Raw genomic sequence first — 12,771 nt, forward strand, 5'->3', positions numbered from 1 at the left:
AAGTAAAATTAGAGGCTTTTATGTAATCTGTGTATCTTTGTTTTACAAAGTACTAGTTTAGATTAATTCTATCTTCAAATTTTATCATAAAATGAGCAATTGCTGTATTTCAATTTTGAATGGGCATTGTTCATTTTTTTGTTATATTTTCAATTGCTAAATAAAATATTTTAAAAACTGCCATATCATTAGGAAAAACTTTTTTATTTCTGATAACTTTTCGTAATTGACTATTTACAGATTCAATAGCATTTGTAGTATAAATCACTCTTTTGATTTCTACTGGATAACTAATAAAAACCATTAAATTATCTCAATTTTTATATCAAGATTTAGCAATTTGAGGATATTGTTTATTTCATTTACTTTCAAACGATTCTAAAGCCTGCATTGCTTGTTCTTCACTACATGCAGTATAAATTGGTTTTAAATCTGCAACTAGAGATTTTCGATGCTTATATGAGACATATTTCAAACTATTTCTAATTTGATGAACTATGCATAATTGATGTTCTGTTTTAAGATAAACTGATTGTATTGCTTCTGACATGCCTGTTAAATTATCACTGCAGGCAATAAGAATATCATTTAAGCCACGATTTTTCATTTCTGTTAAATTTGCTAATCAAAATTTAGCACCTTCATTTTCACTAATTCATAAACCTAAAACATCTTTTTTACCTTCTAAATCAACTCCTAAAGCTATATAAACTGATTTATTAATAATCCTTTTATCTTGTCGTACTTTCACTACTATGCAATCAAAATAAACAATCGGATAGACACTTTCTAATGGTCGATTTTGCCATGCTTTTACATCATCAATAACATCATCAGTAATTTGGCTAATAACACTTTCACTAATATCAGCACCATGATATAACTCTTGTAATTGCATTCTAATATCTGATAATGTCATACCTTTTGCATATAAAGAAAGAACTTGTTGATCAAAACCATCAAATCTTCTTTGTCTTTTTGCAACTATTACAGGATTAAAATTACTATTGCGATCTCGTGGTACATCAATCTCAATTTTACCTTGTTGAGTTATTAATTTTTTTGAACTTATACCATTACGAGCATTGTCACTATTACTATGTTGATTCTTATCATATCCTAAATAATTTTGCATCTCAGAATTCAACATTTTTTCTACTAATCTTTTTGTTAATTCTTTATACAATCCTTTCTCTTTAAAAACTGTTGTTAAATCTTCAGTATTTTCTAATAATAAATCTACTGCTTTTGATATTGGATCATTATTATTAATATTTTGCTTTTTAGCCATCTGTAACTCACTCTTTCTAGTCATTTAATTATATTTACTAGAATTAATTAAACATAGTTATTTTTGTAAGTTACACAGATTACTAAACATTACCTAAAATTATTGTTCATTTTCTAATAAAATTTAGTTTATAAATTAAAGTTATATAAATTTCTATTCTATAAAATTAATGTAAAGAAATATCCGGATTTTTAGAATTTTCTTTTAATAAAGAATCATTTTTTGTTACTTCTTCTGTTGATTTCAATAATTTGTCACTTCAACTTTTAGATGAGATGGGTACTGCTGATGAAGTTGAAGGTTGCGGATCATTATTTGAAATATTATTTTTTGATAATTTTTCTAGTTCTTTTTTAATATCTTTTAATTCTCGTTTTTTTTCTTCTATTTTTCTTGTTGTTTTACCATGATTATTATAACAACCACAGCTCATAAGTAATCAAAATTTATTTCAAAAATCTTTTAATTTTTCAGCTTCTAATTTCCTAATTTCCGCTTCTAAAGATTTTTCTTTTCTTTGATAATATCCTAATGTAAGTTTTTGTTTACTACTTCTATAAAGTTTAGTAAATGGTTTATATATACGTTTAAATCATGGTTTTGCATTTTGCTGAGTAGAAGTAACATTTTCTTCTGGTGAAATTATTATTGATTCTTCTAATGAATTATTTTTTATTCGTTTTAAGACATCTTTTTTTTCTGTAATTTCTTTGACAATTTTTATAGAAGATTTTTCAAGCCTACATATTGTCAAAAGTAAACTTAAAATTTTTGAATTAATATTTGCTTCATCTATAACCACTATATTTAGTTTATGCTGTAATTCATATATTTCACAAATTCTCTTGTTTTTTTTGATCTCCAATTCTGCTATTTTAACTTCATTTTCTGTTTTTTTATTTGAATATAATTTATGATTTGCTTTTATTAATTGTTCTTTATTTTCTAAAATAATTTGTTTATGTTTAAATTCTTCAAATTCTAATAATGTTATTTCTTTCTCTTTTCTTTTTAAACTAGCAGATAAATTAGCAATTTTTAATCTTACTTCTAATATTTCATTTTCTTTTTCTTTAATCAAAAGATTCACATTAGTATCATCATCAACTATGGTTTCTTTTAATTTACCTATTTCTTCTTCCATTTCTTTCTCATTTTTTTTGAATTTTTCTAATTCATTTATTATTTCTTGTTCATTTTCTTTTAATTTTATTATATTTTCTTGTATTTGTTGTTGTTGCTTTTCTTCTACTTCAACTTTATTTTCAATTTCTTTTCTTAAGTTTTCTAATTTTATTAAATCTTTTTCTTTAAACTTTACCTCTTTTTCTTCATATTTAATATTTTTTTCTTTTTTTTCCTTTAATTTATTTTTAATTTCATTTAAAGCTATCTTAAGTTTTTTAATTTCTTTACTTAAACCTTCTTTTTCATCATTAATATTTAATTTTAGTTTTTCTCATTTTTTTATTTCTTTTTTTTCATTTTTAATTTGATTATCATTTTCTTTGATTTCTTTTTCAAAGGCTTTAATTACTTTTTTTATTTCTGAACTTTCTTTTTTATGGTTTTCTTGTTTAGTAACTGGCATCAAAATCTTCCTTTCAAAATAAAAAAAATCGATTATTTTTTTAAAAAAAATAATGGATTGAAAACTATATTTAGTTTTTCATCTATATTATATATAAACTTTATTGAATATATATTATACTTGCTAGATAACACTTTTAAATTTTTATAAAATATTTAAGAATTATTAAAAAAGTTTATTTTTAAACGCTAAAATCTTGTTGTATAAGAACCTGTTTAAAATCTTTTAGAGAATAGGATAAAATGATTATATATTTTAAAATAAGAGGTATATATGTGTAAAAATTATCCTAGTAATGTTAGCAAAGAGCAATTTGAAAATATAAAATCAATTTTAGAAAATACTAAAAAGAGAACTAAACCAAGAAGTTTAGATTTATATGAAGTATTTTGTGCAGTTTTATATGTATTAAAAAGTGGTTGCCAGTGAAGAATGTTACCAAAAAATTTTCCAAAATGACAAATTGTATATTATTATTTTCAAGCTTGAAGTAAAAATAATGATAAAGAACCTAGTGTATTACAATTAGTTTTAAAAAAAATTAGTCAAGGAATTTCGTATCAATAATGGTAGAAAAGAACAAACTAGTTTTTGTATAATTGATTCACAAAGTGTTAAAAATACAGATACTACTAAAAATAAAGGTTATGATGCTGGTAAAAAGATTTCAGGAATAAAGCGTCATATTGCTGTTGATTCTCAAGGTTTACCACATGCAATTTACATAACCACAGCAGAAAAAACAGATCGTAATAGTGTTATAATAATGATTGAAAATGAAAAAGAGAATCTTTCTGCAGTTCAAAAAATACTAGTAGATGCTGGTTATACTGGTGAAAAATTTGCTTCTAAAATTAAAACAATTATAAATGCAAATGTTGAAGTTATAAAACGTAATGAATTACATTCTTTTGTAGTATTACCAAAAAGATGAGTTGTAGAACGAAGTTTTGCATGATTAGAAAAATGCAGAAGATTATGAAAAAATTGTGAAAAAAAATTAAATACTAGCTTACAAATGGTTGTTCTTGCCTTTATTTCAATTTTATTGAAAAGATTTTAAACAGGTTCTAAGAAAAAGTATCAGTAATTAAACTATCTGGAAAATTATTATTAGATTCTCAAATTATACTGTCTACATCACTTGTATCATCATTACTTAATAAGGAAACAGTATCAACCTCATCATAATAACTATTAGTATCAGATATATTATTATCAATAATAACTTCAACAAAACGTTCAAATGGTGGTTGGCCACTTGCCACTTGCCACTTAGCCCTTTTTACTAGACCATTAATTTAAAAAACCTGAATGTATTCTAAAAACAATTGTGTTATATAATTAACACTAATTTTAACCTGAAAGGATTTTTATTAATGGATAAAATTAAACAAATAGCATTAGTAATTAACAAATTAAATATCAAAGAAAAAATTAAAATTATTGATGATTGTAAAAATCAATATTCAATTAGAAACCTATGTCAATATCTTCAATTAAACAGATCAACATATTACTTTTTAAAAAATAAACAAAAACCTATTAAAAAAGAAGAAAATCATATTATTAAATGCAATCATAAATATCAAAAAATATGCCAACTTTTAATCGAATTTCATTCTACAAGAAAAGGCAGAATTTATGGATATTTAAGAATTTTTTCAGCTTTTAAAGAGTGATTAAAACAAGAAAAAAATATCATTTTAAATATAGAATTATCAATAAAACAAATGCGAAAAATTATGAAAGAACACAATATTCAAGGATTAAAACAAACTAAAAATAACTATCCTAAAAACAAAAAAAATCCAAATAAGTGAATACCTACAATGGATAAAGTAAACAAAGATTATAAAAGTACAACCTCTTCAAATCAAATTTGATCAATGGACACTAAACAAATAAATACTAAAGAAGGATGATTATATCTTTTTGTAATTATTGATTTTTATTCAAATAATGTTGTTAGTTATAATATTGCTCCTAATAAATCATATCAGGATTTAATTCTTCCTGCTCTTGAAAAAATCAACAAACAATTTTCTTGAAATCAAATAAAAAATGTTATTTTACATTCAGATAACGCCAACGAATTTTATTGTCACGATATCACAAAATGAGCAGAGGATAAACAAATAATTTTAAGCAAAAAACAACCTTATGATATTGGTGGTAATGTATTATCTGAAAACTGATTTTCTCATTTATCTCAAGAATGACTACCTAAAGGATCAAATCAATATTTATCCATCAATGAAGCTATAAATGATGTAAATCAATATGTTATGTTTTATAATTATGAAAGAATACATTCTAAATTTCTAAAACCACCAATTTTACAAATTAAAATTTAGAATTTTATATCAAAAATGGTCCAGTAATTAAGGGCCAACCACCTTAAAAAAGAAGAAAATCATATTATTAAATGCAATCATAAATATCAAAAAATATGCCAACTTTTAATCGAATTTCATTCTACAAGAAAAGGCAGAATTTATGGATATTTAAGAATTTTTTCAGCTTTTAAAGAGTGATTAAAACAAGAAAAAAATATCATTTTAAATATAGAATTATCAATAAAACAAATGCGAAAAATTATGAAAGAACACAATATTCAAGGATTAAAACAAACTAAAAATAACTATCCTAAAAACAAAAAAAATCCAAATAAGTGAATACCTACAATGGATAAAGTAAACAAAGATTATAAAAGTACAACCTCTTCAAATCAAATTTGGAGGCTTTTATGTAATCTGTGTATCTTTGTTTTACAAAGTACTAGTTTAGATTAATTCTATCTTCAAATTTTATCATAAAATGAGCAATTGCTGTATTTCAATTTTGAATGGGCATTGTTCATTTTTTTGTTATATTTTCAATTGCTAAATAAAATATTTTAAAAACTGCCATATCATTAGGAAAAACTTTTTTATTTCTGATAACTTTTCGTAATTGACTATTTACAGATTCAATAGCATTTGTAGTATAAATCACTCTTTTGATTTCTACTGGATAACTAATAAAAACCATTAAATTATCTCAATTTTTATATCAAGATTTAGCAATTTGAGGATATTGTTTATTTCATTTACTTTCAAACGATTCTAAAGCCTGCATTGCTTGTTCTTCACTACATGCAGTATAAATTGGTTTTAAATCTGCAACTAGAGATTTTCGATGCTTATATGAGACATATTTCAAACTATTTCTAATTTGATGAACTATGCATAATTGATGTTCTGTTTTAAGATAAACTGATTGTATTGCTTCTGACATGCCTGTTAAATTATCACTGCAGGCAATAAGAATATCATTTAAGCCACGATTTTTCATTTCTGTTAAATTTGCTAATCAAAATTTAGCACCTTCATTTTCACTAATTCATAAACCTAAAACATCTTTTTTACCTTCTAAATCAACTCCTAAAGCTATATAAACTGATTTATTAATAATCCTTTTATCTTGTCGTACTTTCACTACTATGCAATCAAAATAAACAATCGGATAGACACTTTCTAATGGTCGATTTTGCCATGCTTTTACATCATCAATAACATCATCAGTAATTTGGCTAATAACACTTTCACTAATATCAGCACCATGATATAACTCTTGTAATTGCATTCTAATATCTGATAATGTCATACCTTTTGCATATAAAGAAAGAACTTGTTGATCAAAACCATCAAATCTTCTTTGTCTTTTTGCAACTATTACAGGATTAAAATTACTATTGCGATCTCGTGGTACATCAATCTCAATTTTACCTTGTTGAGTTATTAATTTTTTTGAACTTATACCATTACGAGCATTGTCACTATTACTATGTTGATTCTTATCATATCCTAAATAATTTTGCATCTCAGAATTCAACATTTTTTCTACTAATCTTTTTGTTAATTCTTTATACAATCCTCCCTCTTTAAAAACTGTTGTTAAATCTTCAGTATTTTCTAATAATAAATCTACTGCTTTTGATATTGGATCATTATTATTAATATTTTGCTTTTTAGCCATCTGTAACTCACTCTTTCTAGTCATTTAATTATATTTACTAGAATTAATTAAACATAGTTATTTTTGTAAGTTACACAGATTACTAAACATTACCCAAATTTGATCAATGGACACTAAACAAATAAATACTAAAGAAGGATGATTATATCTTTTTGTAATTATTGATTTTTATTCAAATAATGTTGTTAGTTATAATATTGCTCCTAATAAATCATATCAGGATTTAATTCTTCCTGCTCTTGAAAAAATCAACAAACAATTTTCTTGAAATCAAATAAAAAATGTTATTTTACATTCAGATAACGCCAACGAATTTTATTGTCAAGATATCACAAAATGAGCAGAGGATAAACAAATAATTTTAAGCAAAAAAACAACCTTATGATATTGGTGGTAATGTATTATCTGAAAACTGATTTTCTCATTTATCTCAAGAATGACTACCTAAAGGATCAAATCAATATTTATCCATCAATGAAGCTATAAATGATGTAAATCAATATGTTATGTTTTATAATTATGAAAGAATACATTCTAAATTTCTAAAACCACCAATTTTACAAATTAAAATTTAGAATTTTATATCAAAAATGGTCCAGTAATTAAGGGCCAACCACCTAATCTGTGTATCTTTGTTTTACAAAGTACTAGTTTAGATTAATTCTATCTTCAAATTTTATCATAAAATGAGCAATTGCTGTATTTCAATTTTGAATGGGCATTGTTCATTTTTTTGTTATATTTTCAATTGCTAAGTAAAATATTTTGAAAACTGCCATATCATTTGGAAAAACTTTTTTATTTCTGATGACTTTTCGTAATTGACTATTTACAGATTCAATAGCATTTGTAGTATAAATCACTCTTTTGATTTCTACTGGATAACTAATAAAAACCATTAAATTATCTCAATTTTTATATCAAGATTTAGCAATTTGAGGATATTGTTTATTTCATTTACTTTCAAAGGATTCTAAAGCCTGCATTGCTTGTTCTTCACTACATGCAGTATAAATTGGTTTTAAATCTGCAACTAGAGATTTTCTATGCTTATATGAGACATATTTCAAACTATTTCTAATTTGATGAACTATGCATAATTGATGTTCTGTTTTAAGATAAACTGATTGTATTGCTTCTGACATGCCTGTTAAATTATCACTGCAGGCAATAAGAATATCATTTAAGCCACGATTTTTCATTTCTGTTAAATTTGCTAATCAAAATTTAGCACCTTCATTTTCACTAATTCATAAACCTAAAACATCTTTTTTACCTTCTAAATCAACTCCTAAAGCTATATAAACTGATTTATTAATAATCCTTTTATCTTGTCGTACTTTCACTACTATGCAATCAAAATAAACAATCGGATAGACACTTTCTAATGGTCGATTTTGCCATGCTTTTACATCATCAATAACATCATCAGTAATTTGGCTAATAACACTTTCACTAATATCAGCACCATGATATAACTCTTGTAATTGCATTCTAATATCTGATAATGTCATACCTTTTGCATATAAAGAAAGAACTTGTTGATCAAAACCATCAAATCTTCTTTGTCTTTTTGCAACTATTACAGGATTAAAATTACTATTGCGATCTCGTGGTACATCAATCTCAATTTTACCTTGTTGAGTTATTAATTTTTTTGAACTTATACCATTACGAGCATTGTCACTATTACTATGTTGATTCTTATCATATCCTAAATAATTTTGCATCTCAGAATTCAACATTTTTTCTACTAATCTTTTTGTTAATTCTTTATACAATCCTTTCTCTTTAAAAACTGTTGTTAAATCTTCAGTATTTTCTAATAATAAATCTACTGCTTTTGATATTGGATCATTATTATTAATATTTTGCTTTTTAGCCATCTGTAACTCACTCTTTCTAGTCATTTAATTATATTTACTAGAATTAATTAAACATAGTTATTTTTGTAAGTTACACAGATTACTAAACATTACCTAAAATTATTGTTCATTTTCTAATAAAATTTAGTTTATAAATTAAAGTTATATAAATTTCTATTCTATAAAATTAATGTAAAGAAATATCCGGATTTTTAGAATTTTCTTTTAATAAAGAATCATTTTTTGTTACTTCTTCTGTTGATTTCAATAATTTGTCACTTCAACTTTTAGATGAGATGGGTACTGCTGATGAAGTTGAAGGTTGCGGATCATTATTTGAAATATTATTTTTTGATAATTTTTCTAGTTCTTTTTTAATATCTTTTAATTCTCGTTTTTTTTCTTCTATTTTTCTTGTTGTTTTACCATGATTATTATAACAACCACAGCTCATAAGTAATCAAAATTTATTTCAAAAATCTTTTAATTTTTCAGCTTCTAATTTCCTAATTTCCGCTTCTAAAGATTTTTCTTTTCTTTGATAATATCCTAATGTAAGTTTTTGTTTACTACTTCTATAAAGTTTAGTAAATGGTTTATATATACGTTTAAATCATGGTTTTGCATTTTGCTGAGTAGAAGTAACATTTTCTTCTGGTGAAATTATTATTGATTCTTCTAATGAATTATTTTTTATTCGTTTTAAGACATCTTTTTTTTCTGTAATTTCTTTGACAATTTTTATAGAAGATTTTTCAAGCCTACATATTGTCAAAAGTAAACTTAAAATTTTTGAATTAATATTTGCTTCATCTATAACCACTATATTTAGTTTATGCTGTAATTCATATATTTCACAAATTCTCTTGTTTTTTTTGATCTCCAATTCTGCTATTTTAACTTCATTTTCTGTTTTTTTATTTGAATATAATTTATGATTTGCTTTTATTAATTGTTCTTTATTTTCTAAAATAATTTGTTTATGTTTAAATTCTTCAAATTCTAATAATGTTATTTCTTTCTCTTTTCTTTTTAAACTAGCAGATAAATTAGCAATTTTTAATCTTACTTCTAATATTTCATTTTCTTTTTCTTTAATCAAAAGATTCACATTAGTATCATCATCAACTATGGTTTCTTTTAATTTACCTATTTCTTCTTCCATTTCTTTCTCATTTTTTTTGAATTTTTCTAATTCATTTCTTTTTTCTTGTTCATTTTCTTTTAATTTTATTATATTTTCTTGTATTTGTTGTTGTTGCTTTTCTTCTACTTCAACTTTATTTTCAATTTCTTTTCTTAAGTTTTCTAATTTTATTAAATCTTTTTCTTTAAACTTTACCTCTTTTTCTTCATATTTAATATTTTTTTCTTTTTTTTCCTTTAATTTATTTTTAATTTCATTTAAAGCTATCTTAAGTTTTTTAATTTCTTTACTTAAACCTTCTTTTTCATCATTAATATTTAATTTTAGTTTTTCTCATTTTTTTATTTCTTTTTTTTCATTTTTAATTTGATTATCATTTTCTTTGATTTCTTTTTCAAAGGCTTTAATTACTTTTTTTATTTCTGAACTTTCTTTTTTATGGTTTTCTTGTTTAGTAACTGGCATCAAAATCTTCCTTTCAAAATAAAAAAAATCGATTATTTTTTTAAAAAAAATAATGGATTGAAAACTATATTTAGTTTTTCATCTATATTATATATAAACTTTATTGAATATATATTATACTTGCTAGATAACACTTTTAAATTTTTATAAAATATTTAAGAATTATTAAAAAAGTTTATTTTTAAACGCTAAAATCTTGTTGTATAAGAACCTGTTTAAAATCTTTTAGAGAATAGGATAAAATGATTATATATTTTAAAATAAGAGGTATATATGTGTAAAAATTATCCTAGTAATGTTAGCAAAGAGCAATTTGAAAATATAAAATCAATTTTAGAAAATACTAAAAAGAGAACTAAACCAAGAAGTTTAGATTTATATGAAGTATTTTGTGCAGTTTTATATGTATTAAAAAGTGGTTGCCAGTGAAGAATGTTACCAAAAAATTTTCCAAAATGACAAATTGTATATTATTATTTTCAAGCTTGAAGTAAAAATAATGATAAAGAACCTAGTGTATTACAATTAGTTTTAAAAAAAATTAGTCAAGGAATTTCGTATCAATAATGGTAGAAAAGAACAAACTAGTTTTTGTATAATTGATTCACAAAGTGTTAAAAATACAGATACTACTAAAAATAAAGGTTATGATGCTGGTAAAAAGATTTCAGGAATAAAGCGTCATATTGCTGTTGATTCTCAAGGTTTACCACATGCAATTTACATAACCACAGCAGAAAAAACAGATCGTAATAGTGTTATAATAATGATTGAAAATGAAAAAGAGAATCTTTCTGCAGTTCAAAAAATACTAGTAGATGCTGGTTATACTGGTGAAAAATTTGCTTCTAAAATTAAAACAATTATAAATGCAAATGTTGAAGTTATAAAACGTAATGAATTACATTCTTTTGTAGTATTACCAAAAAGATGAGTTGTAGAACGAAGTTTTGCATGATTAGAAAAATGCAGAAGATTATGAAAAAATTGTGAAAAAAAATTAAATACTAGCTTACAAATGGTTGTTCTTGCCTTTATTTCAATTTTATTGAAAAGATTTTAAACAGGTTCTAAGAAAAAGTATCAGTAATTAAACTATCTGGAAAATTATTATTAGATTCTCAAATTATACTGTCTACATCACTTGTATCATCATTACTTAATAAGGAAACAGTATCAACCTCATCATAATAACTATTAGTATCAGATATATTATTATCAATAATAACTTCAACAAAACGTTCAAATGGTGGTTGGCCACTTGCCACTTGCCACTTAGCCCTTTTTACTAGACCATTAATTTAAAAAACCTGAATGTATTCTAAAAACAATTGTGTTATATAATTAACACTAATTTTAACCTGAAAGGATTTTTATTAATGGATAAAATTAAACAAATAGCATTAGTAATTAACAAATTAAATATCAAAGAAAAAATTAAAATTATTGATGATTGTAAAAATCAATATTCAATTAGAAACCTATGTCAATATCTTCAATTAAACAGATCAACATATTACTTTTTAAAAAATAAACAAAAACCTATTAAAAAAGAAGAAAATCATATTATTAAATGCAATCATAAATATCAAAAAATATGCCAACTTTTAATCGAATTTCATTCTACAAGAAAAGGCAGAATTTATGGATATTTAAGAATTTTTTCAGCTTTTAAAGAGTGATTAAAACAAGAAAAAAATATCATTTTAAATATAGAATTATCAATAAAACAAATGCGAAAAATTATGAAAGAACACAATATTCAAGGATTAAAACAAACTAAAAATAACTATCCTAAAAACAAAAAAAATCCAAATAAGTGAATACCTACAATGGATAAAGTAAACAAAGATTATAAAAGTACAACCTCTTCAAATCAAATTTGATCAATGGACACTAAACAAATAAATACTAAAGAAGGATGATTATATCTTTTTGTAATTATTGATTTTTATTCAAATAATATTGTTAGTTATAATATTGCTCCTAATAAATCATATCAGGATTTAATTCTTCCTGCTCTTGAAAAAATCAACAAACAATTTTCTTGAAATCAAGTAAAAAATGTTATTTTACATTCAGATAACGCCAACGAATTTTATTGTCAAGATATCACAAAATGAGCAGAGGATAAACAAATAATTTTAAGCAAAAAACAACCTTATGATATTGGTGGTAATGTATTATCTGAAAACTGATTTTCTCATTTATCTCAAGAATGACTACCTAAAGGATCAAATCAATATTTATCCATCAATGAAGCTATAAATGATGTAAATCAATATGTTATGTTTTATAATTATGAAAGAATACATTCTAAATTTCTAAAACCACCAATTTTACAAATTAAAATTTAGAATTTTATATCAAAAATGGTCCAGTAATTAAGGGC

The 12,771-nt window shown here is 23.4% G+C and carries 13 protein-coding genes; 6 read left to right on the plus strand and 7 right to left on the minus strand.

Annotated elements, in window-relative coordinates:
- Nucleotides 1-52 precede the first annotated feature (52 nt).
- Both AAHM96_RS06995 and AAHM96_RS07000 read right to left on the minus strand, forming a co-directional pair.
- Entirely contained in the window at nucleotides 53-1,291 is a 1,239-nt protein-coding gene (locus AAHM96_RS06995) for an IS256 family transposase (RefSeq protein ID WP_342273672.1), read from the minus strand.
- A gap of 166 nt (nucleotides 1,292-1,457) precedes the next feature.
- On the minus strand, nucleotides 1,458-2,882 hold the full coding sequence (locus AAHM96_RS07000) for a hypothetical protein (RefSeq protein ID WP_342273059.1): 1,425 nt from the start codon (nucleotides 2,880-2,882) through the stop codon (nucleotides 1,458-1,460).
- 273 nt (nucleotides 2,883-3,155) lie between these two features.
- Between AAHM96_RS07000 and AAHM96_RS07005 the strand changes: the two genes are divergently transcribed.
- A protein-coding gene (locus AAHM96_RS07005) for an IS5 family transposase (protein WP_342273060.1) occupies nucleotides 3,156-3,945 on the plus strand; the annotation gives its coding sequence in 2 pieces (ribosomal slippage) (nucleotides 3,156-3,416 and nucleotides 3,418-3,945; 789 coding nt in all).
- Nucleotides 3,946-3,952: 7 nt separating this feature from the next.
- Here AAHM96_RS07005 and AAHM96_RS07010 read toward each other — a convergent pair.
- A complete protein-coding gene (locus AAHM96_RS07010; RefSeq protein WP_342273061.1) occupies nucleotides 3,953-4,150 on the minus strand; it encodes a hypothetical protein in 198 nt (65 codons plus the stop codon).
- Nucleotides 4,151-4,261: 111 nt separating this feature from the next.
- Here AAHM96_RS07010 and AAHM96_RS07015 point away from each other — a divergent pair, with 111 nt between their 5' ends.
- Nucleotides 4,262-5,239 carry an IS3 family transposase gene (locus AAHM96_RS07015; protein WP_342272762.1) on the plus strand — a complete coding sequence of 326 codons (978 nt, stop codon included), beginning with the start codon at nucleotides 4,262-4,264 and terminating at the stop codon, nucleotides 5,237-5,239.
- A gap of 231 nt (nucleotides 5,240-5,470) precedes the next feature.
- On the plus strand, nucleotides 5,471-5,677 hold the full coding sequence (locus AAHM96_RS07020; protein ID WP_342273062.1) for a hypothetical protein: 207 nt from the start codon (nucleotides 5,471-5,473) through the stop codon (nucleotides 5,675-5,677).
- Here AAHM96_RS07020 and AAHM96_RS07025 read toward each other — a convergent pair.
- Nucleotides 5,664-6,902: an IS256 family transposase gene (locus tag AAHM96_RS07025; RefSeq protein WP_342273710.1), complete on the minus strand. Its 1,239-nt coding sequence runs from the start codon at nucleotides 6,900-6,902 to the stop codon at nucleotides 5,664-5,666. The two genes, AAHM96_RS07020 and AAHM96_RS07025, sit on opposite strands and share 14 nt — an antisense overlap.
- 106 nt (nucleotides 6,903-7,008) lie before the next feature.
- On the opposite strand from AAHM96_RS07025, the gene AAHM96_RS07030 reads away from it, so the two are divergent.
- Entirely contained in the window at nucleotides 7,009-7,299 is a 291-nt protein-coding gene (locus AAHM96_RS07030) for a DDE-type integrase/transposase/recombinase (RefSeq protein ID WP_342273063.1), read from the plus strand.
- A gap of 250 nt (nucleotides 7,300-7,549) precedes the next feature.
- On the opposite strand, the gene AAHM96_RS07035 is transcribed toward AAHM96_RS07030, so the two are convergent.
- Both AAHM96_RS07035 and AAHM96_RS07040 read right to left on the minus strand, forming a co-directional pair.
- Complete coding sequence (locus AAHM96_RS07035) at nucleotides 7,550-8,788, minus strand: IS256 family transposase (protein WP_342273672.1); 1,239 nt, start codon at nucleotides 8,786-8,788, stop codon at nucleotides 7,550-7,552.
- A gap of 166 nt (nucleotides 8,789-8,954) precedes the next feature.
- Nucleotides 8,955-10,379, minus strand: a complete 1,425-nt coding sequence (locus AAHM96_RS07040) for a hypothetical protein (protein WP_342273064.1) — start codon at nucleotides 10,377-10,379, stop codon at nucleotides 8,955-8,957.
- 273 nt (nucleotides 10,380-10,652) lie between these two features.
- Between AAHM96_RS07040 and AAHM96_RS07045 the strand changes: the two genes are divergently transcribed.
- Nucleotides 10,653-11,442 (plus strand): IS5 family transposase gene (locus AAHM96_RS07045; RefSeq protein WP_342273060.1). Its coding sequence is split into 2 segments (ribosomal slippage): nucleotides 10,653-10,913 and nucleotides 10,915-11,442, totalling 789 coding nucleotides; the frame shifts between segments, so codons are not numbered across the junction.
- Between the two features lie 7 nt (nucleotides 11,443-11,449).
- On the opposite strand, the gene AAHM96_RS07050 is transcribed toward AAHM96_RS07045, so the two are convergent.
- Nucleotides 11,450-11,647 (minus strand): hypothetical protein, encoded by a 198-nt coding sequence (locus AAHM96_RS07050; RefSeq protein WP_342273061.1) that lies wholly within the window; start codon nucleotides 11,645-11,647, stop codon nucleotides 11,450-11,452.
- A gap of 111 nt (nucleotides 11,648-11,758) precedes the next feature.
- Here AAHM96_RS07050 and AAHM96_RS07055 point away from each other — a divergent pair, with 111 nt between their 5' ends.
- Nucleotides 11,759-12,736: an IS3 family transposase gene (locus AAHM96_RS07055; protein ID WP_342272932.1), complete on the plus strand. Its 978-nt coding sequence runs from the start codon at nucleotides 11,759-11,761 to the stop codon at nucleotides 12,734-12,736.
- Nucleotides 12,737-12,771 lie beyond the last annotated feature (35 nt).

It is taken from the genome of Spiroplasma endosymbiont of Acasis viretata (assembly GCF_964031275.1).
Taxonomy (GTDB): Bacteria; Bacillota_I; Bacilli_A; order Mycoplasmatales; family VBWQ01; genus Spiroplasma_E; species Spiroplasma_E ixodetis_A.